18 protein-coding genes and 1 pseudogene are annotated in these 18191 nt (G+C 69.4%); 8 read left to right on the top strand and 11 right to left on the bottom strand.

From position 1 onward, the window contains the following. The first annotated feature begins 61 nt into the window (after positions 1–61). The gene (locus tag H4W31_RS04830) at positions 62–745 is read left to right on the top strand and encodes a Crp/Fnr family transcriptional regulator (RefSeq protein WP_192765540.1); all 684 of its coding nucleotides are present in this window, start codon (positions 62–64) and stop codon (positions 743–745) included. Here H4W31_RS04830 and H4W31_RS04825 read toward each other — a convergent pair. The 4 genes and pseudogenes from H4W31_RS04825 to H4W31_RS04810 all read right to left on the bottom strand — a co-directional run bounded on the left by H4W31_RS04825 (position 738) and on the right by H4W31_RS04810 (position 4531). Further along, positions 738–1661, bottom strand: coding sequence for an NADP-dependent oxidoreductase (locus H4W31_RS04825; protein WP_225945392.1), 924 nt, complete (start codon positions 1659–1661; stop codon positions 738–740). The two genes, H4W31_RS04830 and H4W31_RS04825, sit on opposite strands and share 8 nt — an antisense overlap. 82 nt (positions 1662–1743) lie before the next feature. Then, positions 1744–2466, bottom strand: a complete 723-nt coding sequence (locus H4W31_RS04820) for a methyltransferase domain-containing protein (protein ID WP_192765539.1) — start codon at positions 2464–2466, stop codon at positions 1744–1746. A gap of 117 nt (positions 2467–2583) precedes the next feature. Then, positions 2584–2832: pseudogene (locus H4W31_RS04815) on the bottom strand (hypothetical protein); the annotation flags it as partial. A gap of 61 nt (positions 2833–2893) precedes the next feature. Then, complete coding sequence (locus tag H4W31_RS04810) at positions 2894–4531, bottom strand: ABC-F family ATP-binding cassette domain-containing protein (protein ID WP_192765537.1); 1638 nt, start codon at positions 4529–4531, stop codon at positions 2894–2896. Positions 4532–4594: 63 nt separating this feature from the next. On the opposite strand from H4W31_RS04810, the gene H4W31_RS04805 reads away from it, so the two are divergent. The 3 genes from H4W31_RS04805 to H4W31_RS04795 all read left to right on the top strand — a co-directional run bounded on the left by H4W31_RS04805 (position 4595) and on the right by H4W31_RS04795 (position 6199). Continuing rightward, positions 4595–5353 carry an ROK family protein gene (locus H4W31_RS04805; RefSeq protein WP_192765536.1) on the top strand — a complete coding sequence of 253 codons (759 nt, stop codon included), beginning with the start codon at positions 4595–4597 and terminating at the stop codon, positions 5351–5353. A gap of 158 nt (positions 5354–5511) precedes the next feature. After that, positions 5512–5880, top strand: a complete 369-nt coding sequence (locus H4W31_RS04800; protein ID WP_192765535.1) for a tetratricopeptide repeat protein — start codon at positions 5512–5514, stop codon at positions 5878–5880. A gap of 64 nt (positions 5881–5944) precedes the next feature. Next, positions 5945–6199, top strand: a complete 255-nt coding sequence (locus H4W31_RS04795; protein WP_192765534.1) for a Smr/MutS family protein — start codon at positions 5945–5947, stop codon at positions 6197–6199. Positions 6200–6278: 79 nt separating this feature from the next. Here H4W31_RS04795 and H4W31_RS04790 read toward each other — a convergent pair whose 3' ends face one another. Genes H4W31_RS04790 through H4W31_RS04780 form a run of 3 tightly spaced genes read right to left on the bottom strand, consistent with a single transcriptional unit; the run spans position 6279 to position 8547 of the window. Then, positions 6279–7241 (bottom strand): transporter, encoded by a 963-nt coding sequence (locus tag H4W31_RS04790; protein ID WP_192765533.1) that lies wholly within the window; start codon positions 7239–7241, stop codon positions 6279–6281. Beyond that, positions 7238–8128 (bottom strand): ABC transporter ATP-binding protein, encoded by an 891-nt coding sequence (locus H4W31_RS04785; RefSeq protein WP_192765532.1) that lies wholly within the window; start codon positions 8126–8128, stop codon positions 7238–7240. The genes H4W31_RS04790 and H4W31_RS04785 overlap by 4 nt, the downstream gene beginning before the upstream one ends. 11 nt (positions 8129–8139) lie before the next feature. Further along, positions 8140–8547, bottom strand: a complete 408-nt coding sequence (locus tag H4W31_RS04780; protein WP_192765531.1) for a GntR family transcriptional regulator — start codon at positions 8545–8547, stop codon at positions 8140–8142. 397 nt (positions 8548–8944) lie between these two features. Here H4W31_RS04780 and H4W31_RS44125 point away from each other — a divergent pair, with 397 nt between their 5' ends. Next, complete coding sequence (locus tag H4W31_RS44125) at positions 8945–9574, top strand: DUF433 domain-containing protein (RefSeq protein ID WP_404825691.1); 630 nt, start codon at positions 8945–8947, stop codon at positions 9572–9574. A gap of 98 nt (positions 9575–9672) precedes the next feature. Here H4W31_RS44125 and H4W31_RS04770 read toward each other — a convergent pair whose 3' ends face one another. The 3 genes from H4W31_RS04770 to H4W31_RS04760 all read right to left on the bottom strand — a co-directional run bounded on the left by H4W31_RS04770 (position 9673) and on the right by H4W31_RS04760 (position 11668). Beyond that, positions 9673–10272, bottom strand: coding sequence for an HNH endonuclease family protein (locus tag H4W31_RS04770; RefSeq protein ID WP_404825690.1), 600 nt, complete (start codon positions 10270–10272; stop codon positions 9673–9675). 214 nt (positions 10273–10486) lie between these two features. Beyond that, positions 10487–11224: a hypothetical protein gene (locus tag H4W31_RS04765; protein WP_192765530.1), complete on the bottom strand. Its 738-nt coding sequence runs from the start codon at positions 11222–11224 to the stop codon at positions 10487–10489. A gap of 60 nt (positions 11225–11284) precedes the next feature. After that, on the bottom strand, positions 11285–11668 hold the full coding sequence (locus H4W31_RS04760; protein ID WP_192765529.1) for a hypothetical protein: 384 nt from the start codon (positions 11666–11668) through the stop codon (positions 11285–11287). A gap of 410 nt (positions 11669–12078) precedes the next feature. Between H4W31_RS04760 and H4W31_RS04755 the strand changes: the two genes are divergently transcribed. Next, positions 12079–13035, top strand: coding sequence for an FAD-dependent oxidoreductase (locus tag H4W31_RS04755; protein WP_192765528.1), 957 nt, complete (start codon positions 12079–12081; stop codon positions 13033–13035). Positions 13036–13321: 286 nt separating this feature from the next. Next, the gene (locus H4W31_RS04750) at positions 13322–14119 is read left to right on the top strand and encodes an SCO2525 family SAM-dependent methyltransferase (RefSeq protein WP_192765527.1); all 798 of its coding nucleotides are present in this window, start codon (positions 13322–13324) and stop codon (positions 14117–14119) included. Positions 14120–14187: 68 nt separating this feature from the next. Here H4W31_RS04750 and H4W31_RS04745 read toward each other — a convergent pair whose 3' ends face one another. Then, positions 14188–15348 (bottom strand): DUF6879 family protein, encoded by a 1161-nt coding sequence (locus H4W31_RS04745; RefSeq protein WP_192765526.1) that lies wholly within the window; start codon positions 15346–15348, stop codon positions 14188–14190. Positions 15349–15841: 493 nt separating this feature from the next. Here H4W31_RS04745 and H4W31_RS04740 point away from each other — a divergent pair, with 493 nt between their 5' ends. After that, complete coding sequence (locus H4W31_RS04740) at positions 15842–18127, top strand: glycoside hydrolase family 9 protein (RefSeq protein WP_318783025.1); 2286 nt, start codon at positions 15842–15844, stop codon at positions 18125–18127. Positions 18128–18191: the final 64 nt, after the last annotated feature.

Raw genomic sequence — 18191 nt, 5'->3', positions numbered from 1 at the left:
CCGACCGTACGGCCGGCAGCCCGGCCGCCGCTGTATCGGCTGATACAGCGACAATCGGAGGATGACGGCGGCGACGGATCTGGCGCGACTGGCGGCGGTGCCGGTCTTCGCCGGGCTCGGTCCGGCACGGCTCCGGCGGCTGCTCGACCGTTCGGTGGTACGCACCGTCCCGGCCGGAGCGGTCCTGGCCGTACGGGGCCAGCCGGCGGCGCACCTGATCGTGCTGGAGGCGGGGACCCTGACCGGGGTGCACGAGACGGCTGACGGGCGGCGGCTGCGGCTCGGCGAGTTCGGCGCGCCCTGCGCCGTCGACAAGAGCGCCGTGCTCGACGGGGGCGGTCACACCGCGACCTGGATCGCCGCCACCGGGGCGCGGTACCGGCTGGTTCCGGCCGGGGAACTGCTGCGCCTGATCGACGACGTACCGGCGGTCCGCCGGCACGTTCTGAATCACCTGGCCGGTCGGCTACGCGAGCGGCAGCGGGACCTGGTGCGTACCGCCTTCTCCGACGCCGGTACCCGGGTGGCGGCCTGGTTGGTGGCGGCGGTCGCCCGGACCGGCCGGCGGGTGCCGCTGCCCGGCGCCCAACAGGGGTTGGCGGAGTCGATCGGGATGACCCGGGTCTCGGTCAACCGGGCGTTGCGCACCCTCGCCGACGAAGGCCTGGTCCAGGTCGAGCCGGGCGTCGTGGTGGTGCTGGCGCCCGAACTGCTCGCCGCGCGTGCCGCCGACGGCCTCAGCTGATCTCCACGGCGAGCTTGCCGACGGTGCCGCTGTTGTTGAAGTCGGCGAACGCCTGCGGGACCTCGTCCAGCAAATAGGTACGCGCGATGGAGGGACGCAGCCGGTCGGCGGCGGCCTCGGTGGCGAGGTGGTCGAGCACGATCCGGTCCGGCATCGCCTGGATCGCGGTGGTGCTCAGGTCCCGGTTGCCGAGCTGTCCGGAGTCCGCGTCGAGGGTGGACGACATCCGGCCGCCCGCGACGATCAGGTCGGCCAGCATCGTCGGGTCGCCGGCCAGGTGCACGACGCTGTCCACCCCGTTCGGAGCCAGCTCACGGATCTGGGCGGCGAGATCGGCCCGATGGTCCACGGTGTGTGCGGCACCCAGCTCGTGCATCAGGTCGGCCTGCGGCCCCGCCTCGGCGGTGGCGATCACCGTCGCGCCCCGCCCGGCGGCGAGCTGGACGGCGTAGTGCCCGACCCCGCCGGTCGCCCCGGAGATCAGTACCGTCTCGCCGTGCATCGGCGCCACCGCGTCCACGCTGGCCAACGCCGCCACCCCGGCCAGCCCCAGCACGCCGGCGGCCCGGTAGTCCAGCCCGGCCGGCAACGGCGCCAGGCCGATCTCCTCCGGTACGACGACGTACTCGCCGAACGAGCCGTCGCCGAGTCCAGGCTTGGACACCACGCCGAAAACCTTCTCACCGGGCATGAATCCGGAGACGCCGGGGCCGACATCGGTGACGATTCCGGCGAAGTCCCGACCGAGGATCACCGGAAACTGGTGCTCCATGGCGCCCTTCATGTAACCGGCGGCGAGTTTCGCGTCGAAGCCGTTCATCGACGACGCCTGCACCTCGATCTTCACTTCCCCGCCACCCGGCGAGGGTTCCGGCATCTCCCGGACTTCCGGCATCGCCCCAAATGACTCAGACATCACCGCACGCATCATCGGCCTCCCCGAGCGCTCGTTCGATCCGACACGGATCCATTCCCGCCGAGGTCGCCGGCATGCCTGCCTAGTCGAAGAACCGGGCCAGGTGACCCGGGTCCGGGCCCGGTTCGTCCGCGCCCAGCGGGGTGAGGTCGGCGAAGATCGAGGCGCCGTCGCAACCGGCGTGCAACGGGTACCACCGGGGGGCGCCGGGATGGCGTTGGCAGATGTGCTTGAACGTCTGTACGTCCAACAGCCGTACGTGGGTCGGGTCGGCGACCGCGTTGACATGCCCCCACCAGGGGCTCATCACGTGCAGTACCCCGCCGGGGCGGAGTACCCGGTGACACTCGTCGACCAGGGTCAGGAAGTCGATCAGGTGCTCGAGGATGTGCACCGTGAAGATCACGTCGATCGAGTCGTCGGCCAGCGGCAGCGGTCCGGACAGATCGGCCTGGGCGTCGACTCCGGGTGCCACCCGGAGGTCCAGACCCAGGTTGCCGGGGTACTGCTTGGCGGCACCACAGCCGAGGTCCAGCACCACCGGTTCCCGGCCACCGACGCGTACCCGGGACCACACGGCCAGTACGCCGTCGAGCCGCCCGATCAGCCGCCGGACCATGACCAACTCGTCCCGGTCGCCGACCTCCCCGGTCAGATGGGCGACGCCCCGGTCGAACCGGACGTCCACCGCGGTTCCGCGTACCCGGTCGTCGTGCTTGGCCAGGTCGGCGTATGCCATGCCGAGGAACTCGTCGATCGCCCGCAACCGTTCTCCGGAAGGCGCCCTGTGCAGCTGCGCGACCATGACCCACCTCCCGGCCGGGCCTACCCGCTTTCGCCCGACGTACTCCTCGGGCGGTCAGCCGGCTGCCGCCCGGCGGCCGATCCGGTTGCGGATCCGGGGGCGGGGCGTGTTCGACGGGAGTGCCCGTTTCATGTGGTAGCGATGCAGCTCCGCGCTGCCCTGCATGTTGCCGTCCTCGCTGACCGAGACCAGTTCCCAGCCCAGGACGCCGGCCCGGTTCAGGTGGGCGAGGGCGGTGTCCCCGTACGGGGACACGTCGAGCACGGCACCGTCCGGGCCGTACCAGGTGTAGACGAGTTCCCAGCCGGTGTCGTCCAGCCGGGGCTGGCGCCGTCGCACCAACAGGGCGTACTCCCACTTGAGCATGGAGTAGTTCTTGCCCAGCCGGAGCGTCGGAGAAACGGCCGTCGATTGGTCGGACCGGTACTCAGGCCTCGGTGACCCGGCCGCCGTCGACCCGGATGTGCCGGTTGGTCTGGACCGTGGCGAGCATCCGCCGATCGTGCGTGACCAGCAAAAGCGTTCCGGGGTACGACGACAGCGCCGCCTCCAGCTGCTCGATCGCGGGCAGGTCGAGGTGGTTGGTCGGCTCGTCCAGCACGAGGAGGTTCACGCCCCTGGCCTGGAGCAGGGCCAGCGCCGCCCGGGTCCGCTCGCCCGGCGAGAGGGTGTCGACGGGGCGGAGCACGTGTCCCGCCCGCAGCCCGAACTTCGCCAACAGGGTCCGTACGTCGGCCGGCGGCAGCTCCGGTACGGCGGCACCGAAGGTGTCGAGCAGGGGCTGGTCCCCGACGAAGAGTTCCCGGGCCTGGTCGACCTCGCCGACCACCACCCCGGGTCCGAGCGACGCGTGTCCGGCGTCCAGCGGAAGCCGGCCCAGCAGCGCTCCCAGCAGGGTCGACTTGCCCGAGCCGTTGGCGCCGGTGATCACCATCCGGTCGGCCCAGTCGACCTGGAGGTCGACCGGCCCGAGGGTGAACCCGCCGCGGTGCAGTACCGCGCCGCGCAGTGCCGCCACCACGGCACCGGCCCGGGGAGCGGCGGCGATCTCCATCTGGAGCTGCCACTCCTTGCGCGGTTCCTCGACCACGTCGAGCCGTTCGATCAGCCGTTCGGTCTGTCGGGCCTTCGACGCCTGCTTCTCGGTCGCCTCGGCCCGGAACTTCCGGCCGATCTTGTCGTTGTCGGTCGCCTTCCGGCGGGCGTTCTTGACGCCCTTCTCCATCCAGGAGCGCTGGGTCCGCGCCCGGGCCTCCAGCCCGGCGCGGGTGTCGGCGTACTCCTCGTAGTCGGCACGGGCGTGTCGGCGCGCCACCTCGCGCTCCTCCAGGTAGGCGGCGTAGCCGCCGCCGTAGTGCCGGATCTGCTGCTGGGCCAGGTCCAGTTCGATCACCCGGGTCACCGTCCGGGTGAGGAACTCCCGGTCGTGGCTGACCAGCACGGTGCCGGCGCGCAGTCCGGTGACGAACTCCTCCAGCCGGTCCAGCCCGGCCAGGTCGAGATCGTTGGTCGGCTCGTCCAGCAGGAAGATGTCGTACCGGCTGAGCAGCAGGGACGCCAGGCCGGCCCGGGCCGCCTGCCCGCCGGAGAGCGCCGTCATCGGCTGGCTCAGGTCGATGCTCAACCCCAGTTCGGCGGCGACCTGGTCGGCCCGCTCGGTCAGGTCGGCCCCGCCCAGGCCGAGCCAGCGCTCCAGCGCGTCCGCGTACCGGTCGTCGGCGCCCGCCGTACCGCTGGCCAGCGCCTCGGTCGCCGCGTCGAGTTCGGCCTGCGCGGCGGTCACCCCGGTCCGCCGGCCGAGAAACCCGGCGACGGTCTCGCCGGGCCGGCGTTCGGGCTCCTGCGGCAGGTGGCCGACGGTCGCCGACGGCGGGTTGAGCGCGATGCTGCCGTGTTCGACCGGCTGGAGTCCGGCGAGGGTACGCAGCAGCGTCGACTTGCCGGCCCCGTTGACCCCGACCACGCCGACGACGTCACCGGGGGCGACGACGAGTTCGAGGTCGGCGAAGAGGACCCGGTCACCGTGACCGGCGGCGAGGTCCTTGGCGAGAAGTGTGGCGCTCATGAGGGTTCAGATGCTATCCGGCTGGGCGGGCGCAACCCGCCGGTGGGAAGGCAAAATGTGGCTGTGATGACCACGTTGGCGATCGACTGCGGTGGTGGGGGCATCAAGGCGTCCGTACTCGACGACGCCGGCACCATGCGGACCCGGCCGCTGCGGGTGCCGACCCCGTACCCGCTGCCGCCGGGCCTGTTCATCAAGACGCTGCTCGGTCTCGCCGGTCAGTTGCCGGCCGCCGATCGGGTGACCGTCGGAATGCCCGGCATGCTCCGGCACGGCGTGGTGGTGGCGACGCCGCACTACGTCACCCGGTCCGGGCCACGGACGAAACCGGACCCGGCACTGGTCGCCGAGTGGTCCGGATTCGACGCGCAGAGCGCGCTCGCCGACGCGTTCGCGCTGCCGACCCTGGTCCTCAACGACGCCGAGGTGCACGGCGCCGGGGTGGTCGCCGGCACCGGCCTGGAACTGGTGCTGACCCTCGGGACCGGGCTGGGGTGCGCGCTCTTCGACGGCGGGGTGCTCGCACCGCACCTGGAGCTGTCCCAGGCGCCGGTGCGGTGGGGGATGAGCTACGACACCTACATCGGCGAACACGAGCGCCGCCGACTCGGTGACGCCTTCTGGTCCCGTCGGGTCCGGGGTGTCGTCGACGGGCTGCGGCCGGTCTTCCTCTGGGACCGGCTCTACCTCGGTGGCGGCAACTCGCGACTGGTCCGGCCGGAGCAACTGGTCCGGATGGGTGACGATGTGGTGGTCGTACCGAACAGCGCCGGCATCCTCGGCGGCGTACGCGCCTGGGCGCTCCGCCCCGACCGCCGATGACTCCGGCAGCGCCGGCCGGCCGTTATCCGGACAGCAACCCGTAATGCGGCCGAATGGTCCATTCGGCCGGGGGTAACGCAGCCGGTGGAACAGTCGCGGGACCGACGGTGTTGTGCCAGCGTCGAGGAAAGTAGTCGCGATACGAGGAGGTGGGTCGAGTGGATCTTCTGGCCGAGTACCGCCGGGCGACCATGTACTTCGAGACCGGGGACCCCAGCGGGGCGGCCCGGTTGCTGGAGCCCATCGTCGCGGCCGAGCCCGACAACGCCTCGGTACGACAACTGCTGGCCCGCGCGTACTTCCAGTCGGCGCAACTCGCGCGGGCGGAGGAGCAGTTGCGCGCCCTGGTGGAGCGGGATCCGAGCGACCACTACGCGCACCACGTACTGGGCCGGACCCTGGAACGGGTCGGCCGGCCCACCGAGGCGCTCCGGCACCTGCGGATCGCCGCCGCCATGTACGCGGCGAACGACGACTACCGGACGGCGGTGCAGCGGGTGCAGACCCGGGTAGGCGGACGACGGTGATCCTCGCCGGACCGGCCCGCCTACGATGGGTGGCCATGGACCCTGCGCAGCCGGTGGCGGCCCGATGAAGCTCAAGCTCGACCTGCACGACATCTTCAACCGGGGACAGGACATCGACCGCGCCCTGCGGGGGATCATGGACGAGGCCATCGCGAAGAAGGCGTCCATGATCGAGATCATCCCCGGCAAGGGCTCGGGCCAGCTCAAGAAGCGGGTGCTGCGCTTCCTGGACCAGAAGGACGTCAAGCAGCTCTACCACCGGGTGGAGAAGGACTCCAAGAACTTCGGTCGACTTTTCGTGCATTTCCGGTGGAAATAGCCCCGGCAGGTCATCGGCCTGCTGGGAGCGCCTTGCGGGCAGCGGCCGGCCGGTGTCGGCCGCTGCCCGCGTCGCGGTGTCAGGCGATCCGGCGGATGCGGCGGATCGCGAACCAGATCAGCAGCGCGGCGAGGGCGACGAAGACGCCTGTTTCGATCCACTGGAACGTCCAGAAGCGGTCGCCTGGTTGGAACACCTGGTGGTTGTAGGCGCCGGGGCGTAGCCCGAGTGCTGGGTCGGACGCGCATGGGATGCCGTCTGCGGCCGGTGGACACCGGACGGTGCCGGATGTGACGAACGTGCCGTCGGCCTGTCGGACCTCCTTGGACAGTACCCAGCCTCCAGCGAGGTTGCCCTGCCCACCGGTGCCATCCTGGATGATCTGGTCGTCGGCGACGGGCGTCATGTAGTGCGGCCGGGCGAGGAGAGCCACGGCGGCTCGGACGCCGACGAAGCCGGCCAGGGTCAGGGCCATCGCGGGTAGCACCTTGGGCAGCAGGGTGCCGGCGAAGACGCCGAGCGCCACCCCGAAGAGGGTGTAGCCGACCGGGGCCATGCCCTGCATGTCGAAGAAGACCTCGGTGAACCGGGTCTGGCGAACGTCGATCTGGCCGAGCGGCTCGTACCACCAGGACACGCCCAAGCCGTAGACGAGCGCGAACGCCGCTACCGCGCCACCGAGCAGGCCGCACTTGACAAACGCCCAGTACCGGCGGCTGATGCCCTGGGTCCAGATCATCCGATGGGTTCCCTGCTCGACCTCACGTGCGACGACGGGCGCGCCCCAGAACAGCCCGATCATCAGCGGGACCACGAGCAGCAGGACGCTGACGAGTACCAGCGACCCGTACGTGCTGGAGAACTTCTCGATGTTCGTGGAGCAGCCGGGGCCAGCGGTGGTGACACAGTCGGCCAGGCCCAGCCGGGTGAACGTGTGCCGCATCGACAGGCCGGTCGGGACGACGAACGCCGCCAGCGCCGCCAGCCCCAGCAGGGTGAACAGTGCCTGCCTGCGGTGCTGCCGCCAGGTTAGCCAGATCATGCCGGTACTCCCCACGCTTCGTGGTTGGCCTGCGCGTCGTGGTCGGCGAGGTACGCCAGGATGAGGTCTTCCAGCGTCAACTCGTGCACTGTCCACGACGGATCCCGTACCGAGCCGTCGGTACGGACGAGCAGCGTCGACTGCCGGTCGGTGTGCCGGGCCCGGACCACCGCCCCGACACCATCGATCGGCTCGCCGTGATGACGCGGACCGACCAGCTGCCGGTGCCCGGCCACGATGTCGTCGACCATGCCGGACAGGTGCACCGTGCCGGCCTGCAGGACGACGAGGAAGTCGCAGGAGCGTTCCAGGTCGGCGAGAATGTGCGAGGAGAGCAACACTGTGGTGCCCGTCTCGGCGACGCTGCCCATCAGCGACTGTAGAAACTCCCGCCGGGCGAGAGGGTCGAGACTCGCGACCGGCTCGTCGAGCAGCAGTAGCCGGGGCCGCTTCGCCAGCGCCAGGGCGAGAGCGACCTGGGCACGTTGTCCGCCGGAGAGCCGGCCGACCGGCTTGCGGGGCGGAATGCCGAGCTGGGCCAGCCGAGCCTTGGCCAGGGCAGCGTCCCAGCGCCGGTTCACCTTGCCGCCCATGCGTACCAGCTCGTCGGCGGTGAAGTCGCGGTAGACCGGCGTGTCCTGCGCGACGAAGCCGATGTCCGCGAGGACGGTCGTGTTCTCGTACGGCGCGGCGCCGAAGACCCGCACCTCGCCGGCGTCGGGGCGCAGCAGCCCGACCGCCAGGTGCAGCAGGGTGCTCTTGCCGGCCCCGTTCGGCCCGACAAGCGCGGCGACCCGCCCGGCCGGCAGCCGTACCGTGCAGTCGCGAAGCGCCCACCGTCCCGCGTACCGTTTGCCGAGCTCTTCAGCCTCGAGCACGTGCTCCATCTCGTGTCCTTTCACTTGGATCTGCCCTGGAGCGCGTCGTCCTGCCGCGCGGCGCGGATCGTCGTGTCGACCAGCGCGGTGACGTCCTCGTCCGTCAGCCCGGCGGCCTGCGCCTTCCGCAACCACCCGAGAAGCTCGACGCGCAGATCAGCCTGGTTGGCCAGCGACTCCCCGGCGAGGGTGCGGGTGACGAACGTGCCGACCCCCGGCCGTCCCTCGGCGAGCCCTTCGATCTCCAACTCGCGATAGGCCTTCAACACCGTGTTGGGGTTGATCGCCAACGACTGGGCGACATCACGCACCTTCGGCAACCGGTCTCCCGGGGCCAGCAACCCGACCCGCAGGGCCTGTTTGACCTGCTGAACGAGCTGCACGTAGGTGTTGACCTTGGACCGGCCGTCCAGCACGAACTCGATCACCGGCGGCACCTTCCTGTTGTACTGCGACAGTAGGACAATAAGACAGAAGGTCGGGCCGCGCCAGTGTGCAGCAGGGTGGAAGAGGCACCTGTGTACCCGGATCTGCCGCCGAACGTGCGGCCCTGGGCGGGAAGGCTGGGGGGCGAGGGTTGGCCCGATACCACATCCCGGCCTTGATCAGGTGGTTGTCCACAGGCACCCCGGTTGTCCACAGGCCGGTGGACATTCTGTTGTCCATCGCCGTGTTGAGGGGCAGGCTTCCGGTGTCGACTCGGGGCGTCAACGACCTGTGGGATGGTGACCTGACCGTCCCGGTTGTGGAATCCTGAGGCAACAAAGTTGGGGAGCAGGAAGGGGGGCGGAATGAGCGATATCCGGTTTACGGAAGGAATCCTGAATCTCGCCCAGGCTGCCCGCCATCTGCGGGTTCCCCGGCAGACACATTCCATCGCTGGGTCGCGGGTACGAGCGGGGCAAGCCGCTGCTTCATGTGGTCGACCGTGAGTCGGACCTTCTGCCGGTGACGTTCATCGCGCTGGCCGAGGGACATGTACTCGAGGCGCTCCGCTCAGCCGGCGTGCGTCCCCGGCGTATACGACCGGCCCTCAGGGCGCTTCAAAAAGAGTTTGGACGCGACTACGTCCTGGTCGCTCCCGAGCTTGCTACCGACGGCATCGACGTCCTCTGGGACTTCAACGAGAGCAGAGCCGGCCATGGGCTGATCGTCGGCGACACCGGCCAACAGGTGATCCGGGAGATTGTCGCCGACCACATGGAGTACATCGGCTGGGGCGGTGACGGGTACCCCCGTGAACTCCAGCTACCGAACTGGCTTCCCTCGAAGGTGGTTGTCAACATGCACCGATCCTTCGGCCAGCCAATCTTCGCAGGGACAGGAACCCGTGTCGTCGATGTGGCCGGCATGCTGAAGGCGGGTGAACGCGCTGAAACGGTTGCGGAAGAGTTCGGTCTCCCCCTTACCGACGTCCGAACCGCCGCACGCGTCCTCCTGGGCCGCGCCGCCTGAGTTCTACGTAAGGCTGAGCTGAATCGGCAACGCCGAACGTAACGAGGCCCCGGCCTCCCAGTGGAGGGCCGGGGCGCACGTGGGAGGTTTGGCGGACGTCAGGAGGTGCAGGTGTTCAGCATGGCCTGCAACGAGGTCTTCTCCGAGGACTGAAGCCGCAGGCTCCAGTTGTACTTGGTGCGGATCCACATCTTGGCGTACGTGCACCGGTAGGCGGTCCGGCTTGGCTGCCAGGTGGACGGGTCCTGGTCACCCTTGGCCTGGTTCACGTTGTCGGTCACCGCAATCAACTGCGGGCCGCTGAGATCGTTGGCAAAGGACTGCCGCCGGCTGGTCGTCCACGAGTTGGCGCCGGACCGCCAGGCCTCGGCCAGCGGAACGATGTGGTCGATGTCGACGTCGGCCGGGTTGGTCCAGGTCGCCCCGTCGTACGGGCTGTACCAACTACCCGAGGTCGGGTAGCAGGCGCTGTCCACACTCACCCCGCTGCCGTCGCGCCGGAGCACCGTCTCCCGGGTGTTGCAGGCACCGCTGATCGTGATCCAGTGCGGGAACAGGTCCCGGTTGTAGCCACTGCCGGACTCGGCGGCGACGGTCAGCGCGTTCAGGTTCGACTGCGCGGTCGCCTTGGACGGGGTGCCGGACGGGGCGGCGCCGGCCGGAGCCGTGCCGAGGAGCGAGGCGGCCACCGCCGCGATGGTGGCGGCGGCGGTCAGGGCCAGTCGGATGGAGTGACGTCGAGTGCCGAGCACGAGTGCCTCCCGAGGCGTTGGGGGGTACGGGAGCCATCAACGTCGCGGACGGGCGTTACCGGGCCGCGACCGTCGTGTGGCCGGGCATCGACGTGCACCGGAAGGCTCGGCGGCAGTCGAGTTCATCGCTGTCGGACGGAGATTCCCGGCAGCCGAGAACTCACGGCTGGTTCAGGCCGTCCGGCGGTGGGCCACCGTGTCGCCAGTCGTCGAAAGTGTGGGAGAACCGCTCGCGGACGTGTTCCGGCAGCAGCCCGGCGAACAGCTCGCGGGGCAGCGGGGACACCGCCTCCGGGGCCAGTTCGATGATCAGCGGCCGGACCCGTTCCGCCTGGTAGGCGGCGAGCTTGTGGTGACCGTCGAGCAGATAACGCACGTCCCGGCCGGCTGGGCCGATCGCCACGGCGGCCGGCCGGACTCCCTTGGCGATCCGGTCCCGGTACGCCGCCACGGTGGCCCGGTCCGGCGGCGGCCACGGGCTCGTGGGAACGATGGCGGCGCCCTCCACCGGCCAGTACCAGGACCTGACGCCGTGCTCGCCGGGGTCGACGACGACGGTTTCGGCCCAGGGTGCCGCGGTGGCGCTGACGACGTACCGGCCGGGGGCCAGTAGCCGGGTGAACGGCTCCAGCGGTTCGACCAGCAGTCCACGGACGGCGCCGCTGCGTCGATCGACCCGGAGTCCGGGGTCGGCGAGCCAGTCGCGCAGCGCGTCGAGTTCATCCGGTCGGACGGTCTCCCAGGTCGACCGGGCGGCCAACTGCGCCACGCTGCCACGGCAGTCGTACGCGTGCAGCCGGGCCGGTTCGCCGCGCAGGTAGAGCAGGCTGGCGAAGTCGTTACCGAGCAGCTCGACCACGCCGGCACCGACGCGCACCTCGATCGGCCGGCCGTCCACCAGGCCAAGGCTAGTGACACCGACCACAGAGGCCGGTACCGGCGGACGGCGTTCCCGGGGCTAGACCGGCTGGCTGGTGCGGGTCTGGGCCTGCGGAGCCTGGCTGTTGCTGGTGCCGTTCTTGGAGACCGCCGGGGCGGCGCCGACGCCCAGCACGGTCAGCGCGGCCAGGAGGAGTGCGATCCACTCGTTCGAGTCGAGTCCGCCGAGGATGACCGTGGCGAGGACCTGTAGGACGCTCAGCGCGACGGCGACGGCGGTCTTGGCCCACCGGTACTGCGGGGTCAGGGGTACCAGGTAGACACCGATGGCGGTGGCGGCCGCGATCGCGATCTGGACGGCCTCGTCCGACTCGATGTGCTGGTCGCCGGAGAGCGCGCCGTAGGCGACGGTGAGCACCGCACCGGCGACGGCCGCGAGGGCCTTGCCGTACTTCCGGATCATCAGACCTCCTCGGGACTGCCAGGATGGTACGGACGTCGGGCGTCCGATGTCGGCACGGGAATGGTGGTCGATCCCGCTCGCCCGGTCAGTCGTGAATCTTCCACCGCAGCGTTCGGTACCCGACAGCGCCCCGAAGCCCGGAACGGCCGAGCGCGCAGCGTCGGGAATCCGACACTGCCGTCGGTCGCCGGCTCGCCGGGTGCCGGGAAGAGGCACCGGGCCGCGCGGCATCGACGGGCTCCGGGGCGGATGGAACGCAGAACAGTGCCCTGATAGTGCTGGTCAGACCGCTATCAGATTCGTGGATGCTGGGGTTCGTGATGAATTTCTGTGCTGTCACGCGAAATAGCGGGATACTTCAAAATTATACAGAACCTATGATCGAGGTCGATCTCCGTTAATATTGCCGAATGGGAAGCGTTGGGGAGTGGGACGCGCTGGTTGTCGGGGCCGGAGTGTCCGGTCTGACCACCGCGGTCCGTCTCGCCGAGGCCGGTTTGCGGGTCCGGGTTCGGGCCGCGCGGCCTCCATTGGAGACAACTTCGGCTGCGGCCGGTGCGAGTTGGGGCCCTTATATGGTCAGCGATCCACGGGTTCTCCCGTGGAGTGAGCAGACCCGCCTCGCACTGGAGAAGCTCGCCGGCGACACCGCGTCCGGGGTCCGCCTGGTACGCGGGATGGAGGCCGCGCCGCAGCCGATGGAACCGCCGTCATGGGTCGTGGGAGTGGCCGATTACGAGCCTTGCCGGCCCGAGGAACTGCCCCATGGGTACGCCAGCGGTTGGCGGTACACCATCCCGCTGGTCAACATGCCGCAGTACCTCGAATACCTGGTTCTCAGGCTGCGTACGCTCAATGTCGCTATCGAGATCGGCGCCATCTCCTCTTTCAAGGAGGTGGGCGGATCGGCTCGCATTCTCGTCAACTGCACCGGTCTGGGATCACGATTTCTGGTGCCGGACGACGAGGTGTTCCCGACCCGTGGACAACTCGTGGTCGTCGACAATCCTGGAATTGACACATTCTTCCAGGACCACGCCGAGCACGCGGATCTGACCTATTTCCTACCGCATGGAAGTCGGGTGGTGCTCGGTGGCGACGCGACGCCTGGTTCTGAAGATCTGACGCCCGATCCCGTCGCCGCCACCGCCATTGTCGAGCGGTGCGCGGCGGTGGAGCCACTGCTCCGCAATGCCAGGGTGCGACGGATTCTGGTGGGATTGCGGCCGACTCGGCCCCAGGTCCGCGTCGAGAGTGATTCGATCGACGGTGTCCCGGTCATCCACAACTACGGGCACGGCGGGTCGGGGCTGACCCTGTCCTGGGGATGTGCGGACGAAGTGTTGACACTGAGTGGCCTGCAGTAAGGTTCTGCGGTAGCCCTGTGTGATCGGCGAGCCTCGGTGGGTTGCCCCGTCCCCGTCCGTCGTGCGGTCTCGGAGTCGCCCGAATGCCCCTCCGGGGCTCGGACTTTCGGGGGATGCAGTCGCCATCCCTCTGGTGAATTGTAGTGACATAGGCGATCCGCGCCTCGGCCAGTCCACATCGGTGCAGGCCCCCGGCCCGGACGAGGTTGGACAACTCCGCGTTACCGGGCGCCGATCACGCTCGGTGTGTTCGGTGACGAGGTCACAACTGCGAGGGACGGGCCAGATGAGTGCGGTAAGCGCGCGCCGCGAGCGGGCCGACGAGGCGCGTGGCGCGTCCTCAGGCCGGTCCTCGATCTCCAACGAGCAGGTCGACTGGGACCACTTCGATTCGGAAGCCTACTTCGCGCACAACTACTGCGCCGTCCGGGACGACGATCGCCAGATAATGGAGATTATTCGCGATTTCTTCGCCCAACAGCAGTTGGATCCGCAGGCCCGGGCGGTCGACGTCGGAACGGGCACCAACCTCTATCCGGCCTTCGCCATGTTGCCGTTCTGCGCGCACCTGGATCTGTGGGAGCGGAGCACCTCCAACGTTGCCTGGATACGCCGACAGATTGCCCGGTTCGATGACAACTGGCTCGATTTCTGGGACGTCTATCGGCCAACGGAGGCGTACGGGCTGCTTCCCGATCCCCGGGCCGCGCTCGCCGTACGGGCCGAGGTGCACCGGGCCAGCATCTTCGAGCTGCCCAGCCGGAAGTGGGACCTGGGCACGATGTTCTTCGTCGCCTGTTCGATGTCCGCCGACATCGCCGAGTTCCAGCAGGGTGTGCAGGCGTTCGTCACCGCGCTGAAGCCGGGGGCGCCGTTCGCCGCCGCCTTCATGGCGCAGTCCCAGGGCTACCAGGTGGGCGAGCAGTGGTTTCCGGCGGTCGCCGTCGACGTCGACGAGGTCCTGCGGGCGATGGCCCCGGTCGCGGTCGACCCGCAGATCACCCGGATCGCGCTCGGCGATCCGCTCCGGGACGGGTACAGCGGCATGCTGGTGGTAACCGGCAGGTCCGCCCCGCCGGGCTGACCGTCCCGCCGATCCCGTTACACGGCCTCGCCGGCAGGGCCATTACGCGGCCTCGCCGACAGCGCCTCTTACGCGGCCTCGCCGGCAGGGCCCGGATTCGGCTCCCGGTGGCGCTGGTCGACCGACTTCGCCGGCCGGCGCTGGTCGACCGATCTCGCCGGCCGGAAGACGAGTTCGCCGCGTTCGTCGACGGTGACCGCCTGGACGCCCTCGGCGGACCAGAGGTCGGCGAACTCGCTGATTCGTCGGTTGACCCGCTCGGGATCGGTGACCAGGGTGATGTTGACGATGATCGGGTTGAGCTGGCTGTCGAGACTGGATGCGGTCGTCGTCTGGTAGCTCAGCTTGCGATCGAAGAGGATGAAGTCGTGCAGCCGGGTGTGCAGGGTGGGCGCGACCGTGGCGTCGAGCGTGCGTACCTCGACCCCGATGCTCAGGTGCATCCGCAGGATCTGGTGCAGGTCCTCGATGTTCAGCCCCTTGCGGTCGAGGATGAAGAGGCGTTGCACCCGTACTCCTCGGGTCCGGATGGCGTGCCGCTGGAAGTCCAGGTAGCGCTGCCCGAAGTCGGTCGACCAGAGCCCACCGTCGATGAAGCCGCGTCCGCCCGCGTCCACCGTGCTCAGGCTGGTCGCCTGGATCTCGCTGCGGGCGACCTTCGTCAGTCCGAGCAGCCAGTCCTGGTCCTCACCCTCGTACGTCAGATCGTTGCTGTCGCCCATCTGCTTCAGGTACTCCACCAGCCGGGTCATCTCCGCCAGCGCGAAGTCCTGGATGAGCTGCGGCGCCTCCGAAGTGATCTTCGTACGGTTCCGGACCAGCTTCGCGATCTGCATCATCTCCTCGGCGTCGAGCTGGGACGCCTCGCGGAGCCCGAAGATCTCCTCGGCCAGGTGGATCTTCGAGAAGCCCTCCCGCATCTGGTGTTCGGTGGCCTCGGCGCGCCGTCGGATCTGGTCGCCGAGCTGTTTGCGGGTGTCGTCGAAACTCTGCAACAGCGCGTCGAGTTTGCGTTCCACCTCGAAGAGGTAGTGGGCGATGAATACGACGCCCGCGACGAAGAGCGAGGCGCCGATGCTCCAGGCCAGCTCGGGCTTTTCGTCCTTCGGCAGCAGCGTCGATATTCCGAATGCCACCCAGAAGCTGGCGACACCGATGAGAATTTTCGTCAGCAGTCGTCGCTGGCCGTTGGGCTCCGGTCGTCCATCGCGCGGGTGTGGCTGCGCCATAGTTCCTCCGCTCGGCGGGTCGGGTCGATCTGGGGGAATCTCCCGGCTGGGCCGCGCTGCCCAGGGGGCCGCCGTCGAGTTGTCACGAGCGGCGTGGGTGGGGCGAGCGGAGCGGCGATGGTGGCGATCGGTTGGGACTGGACCGGAACGGGAAGATGGCGCGGTTGTTGCCCGTCATCAGGATGGATTCCCCATTTGGCTGAGTGGGCAGTTGTTATGTCCTCCATTATGCTGCTCCGGGTCCATGACCCGCTGCCAAATGCCGGACTCACTCCAGTGTGGAGCAGTACGGCCGGCTGGCGCCTTTAGCGGGATTTATGGCAATCACTGCTGCCCGGCCTCGTCCGGACCTGTTGACAGGCCGGAAACTCGATGTCAATCTCCCCGTATCCAGTGGGTTGGGAGCGCTTCCATGGATCCCGGTCCACGCCGTACGACACCCCACCCGGCGGTGCCGTTCCTCGGTCACCGCGCGTCCACCGGAAGGACCTCCGTGCCCAGACCCCACTGGCGACGACCCGTTCCGCTCGCCGCCGTGACCGCCGTGGCGCTGGCCGCCACCGTGCTCACCGCACCGACAGCCTCCGCGTACACCCCGGTGGCGTCCGCCGACGCGCCGGAGCAGATCGTCAACGGCACCTTCGACGCCGGCCACGCCCCCTGGTGGGGCACCGGGAACCTCGCCCTCGACTCCAGCACCGGGCAGCTCTGCGCCGACGTACCGGGCGGCACCGTCAACCCGTGGGACGCCATCATCGGCCAGGACAACATCGCCCTGGTCGCCGGTGAGACGTACGAGTTCGGGTTCTTCGGCCAGGCCACCCCGGGCCGGGTCGGCAAGGCGCTGATCCAACTGCCGGTCGATCCGTACACCCAGTACCTGTCGGCGACTCCGGAGCTGAGCGTCTCCGGCAACAACTACCGGTACACCTTCACCTCCCCGGTCGACCTGCCGAACGCCCAGGTCGCCTTCCAGATTGGCGGCAGCGCCGAGCCGTGGCGGATCTGTCTGGACGACGTCTCGCTCACCGGCGGCGCCGAGCCGGACGTGTACGTCCCGGACACCGGACCACGGGTCCGGGTCAACCAGGTCGGCTACCTGCCGAAGGGGCCGAAGAACGCCACCGTCGTCACCGAGGCGACCGCCGCGCTGCCCTTCCAACTCCACGACGGTGCCGGCCGGCTCGTCAAGCAGGGCCGGACGACGCCGCGCGGGGTGGACCAGTCCTCCGGGCAGAACGTCCACACCATCGACTTCGGGCACTACACCCGGGTCGGCACCGGCTACACCCTCACCGCCGACGGCGAGACCAGCCGGCCGTTCGACATCGGCTCCGGGTTCTACGAGCAGCTCCGGACCGACGCGCTGAAGTTCTACTACACCCAGCGCAGCGGCACCGCGATCTCCGACGCGCTGCGTCCCGGGTACGGCCGCCCGGCCGGGCACGTCGGCGTGGCACCGAACACCGGCGACACGGCGGTACCCTGCCAACCCGGCGTCTGTGACTACACGCTGGACGTCTCCGGCGGCTGGTACGACGCGGGCGACCACGGCAAGTACGTGGTCAACGGCGGCATCTCGGTGCACCAGCTGATGAGCGAGTACGAGCGCTCGGTACGGGCCGACACCGGCCAGCCGTGGCTGCTCGGCGACCGGACCTTGAACCTGCCGGAGAGTGGCAACCGGGTGCCGGACATCCTCGACGAGGCCCGCTGGGAGCAGGAGTTCCTGCTCAGCATGCAGGTGCCGGCCGGAGAGCCGCTCGCCGGGATGGCCCACCACAAGATCCACGACGACTCGTGGACCGGCCTACCGCTGCTGCCGCATCTCGACGACAAGCGCCGCGAACTGCACCCGCCGTCGACCGCCGCCACCCTCAACCTGGTCGCGACGGCCGCGCAGGCGGCGCGGGTCTTCAAGCCGTACGACCGGAATTTCGCCGACCGTAACCTGGCCGCCGCCAGGACGGCCTGGGCCGCCGCGAAGGCCAACCCGCAGCGGTACGCCGACCCGGCCGACGCCAACGGTGGCGGCGCCTACAACGACGCCGACGTCAGCGACGAGTTCTACTGGGCCGCCGCCGAGCTGTACCTGAGCACCGGGGCGAAGGAGTACCGGGACTTCGTGCTGGCCTCGCCGCACCACACCGCCGACGTCTGGAGGGAGCGCGGACTGGACTGGGGCAACACCGCCGCGCTCGGCCGCATGCAACTGGCGACGGTGCCCAGCGGGCTGCCGGACCGGTCCCGGGTCCGGGCCTCGGTGGCCCAGGGCGCCGACCGCTACCTGGCGACCCTGAAGGCCCACCCGTACGGCATCCCGTACAGCCCGTCGGACAACCTCTTCGACTGGGGCTCCAACAACCTGATCGTCAACAACGCCATCGTGCTGGCCACCGCGTTCGACCTGACCGGGCAGGACCGGTACCGCGCCGGGGTGCTGGAGACGATGGACTACATCCTCGGCCGCAACGCCCTGAACCAGTCGTACGTGACGGGCTACGGCGAGGTGGCCTCGCGCAACCAGCACAGCCGCTGGTACGCCCGCCAGCTCAACCCCGACCTGCCGAACCCGCCCCGGGGCACCCTGTCCGGCGGCCCGAACTCGGCCATCCAGGACCCGGTCGCCCAGCAGAAGCTGCGCGGCTGTGCGCCGCAGTTCTGCTACATCGACGACATCGAGTCCTGGGCGACGAACGAACTGACCATCAACTGGAACGCGCCACTGTCCTGGATCGCGGCCTTCATCGCCGACCAGGACAACGGCGACGCCCGCTGAACCGACGCACCGAAACGGTCCCGACGCACCGAAACGGTTAGGAAGGGCCCCTTCTTCTACAGAA

Source organism: Plantactinospora soyae, from assembly GCF_014874095.1.
Classification (GTDB): domain Bacteria; phylum Actinomycetota; class Actinomycetes; order Mycobacteriales; family Micromonosporaceae; genus Plantactinospora; species Plantactinospora soyae.
This window is presented reverse-complemented; position numbering and strand designations above follow the sequence as displayed.

Bases quoted from the DNA above. Each gene is read 5' to 3' on its own strand.
- H4W31_RS04830 (WP_192765540.1), top strand. From the start codon at position 62: ATGACGGCGGCGACGGATCTGGCGCGACTGGCGGCGGTGCCGGTCTTC.
- H4W31_RS04825 (WP_225945392.1), bottom strand. From the start codon at position 1,661: ATGTCTGAGTCATTTGGGGCGATGCCGGAAGTCCGGGAGATGCCGGAA.
- H4W31_RS04820 (WP_192765539.1), bottom strand. From the start codon at position 2,466: ATGGTCGCGCAGCTGCACAGGGCGCCTTCCGGAGAACGGTTGCGGGCG.
- H4W31_RS04810 (WP_192765537.1), bottom strand. From the start codon at position 4,531: ATGAGCGCCACACTTCTCGCCAAGGACCTCGCCGCCGGTCACGGTGAC.
- H4W31_RS04795 (WP_192765534.1), top strand. From the start codon at position 5,945: ATGAAGCTCAAGCTCGACCTGCACGACATCTTCAACCGGGGACAGGAC.
- H4W31_RS04790 (WP_192765533.1), bottom strand. From the start codon at position 7,241: ATGATCTGGCTAACCTGGCGGCAGCACCGCAGGCAGGCACTGTTCACC.
- H4W31_RS04785 (WP_192765532.1), bottom strand. From the start codon at position 8,128: ATGGAGCACGTGCTCGAGGCTGAAGAGCTCGGCAAACGGTACGCGGGA.
- H4W31_RS04760 (WP_192765529.1), bottom strand. From the start codon at position 11,668: ATGATCCGGAAGTACGGCAAGGCCCTCGCGGCCGTCGCCGGTGCGGTG.
- H4W31_RS04755 (WP_192765528.1), top strand. From the start codon at position 12,079: ATGGGAAGCGTTGGGGAGTGGGACGCGCTGGTTGTCGGGGCCGGAGTG.
- H4W31_RS04750 (WP_192765527.1), top strand. From the start codon at position 13,322: ATGAGTGCGGTAAGCGCGCGCCGCGAGCGGGCCGACGAGGCGCGTGGC.
- H4W31_RS04745 (WP_192765526.1), bottom strand. From the start codon at position 15,348: ATGGCGCAGCCACACCCGCGCGATGGACGACCGGAGCCCAACGGCCAG.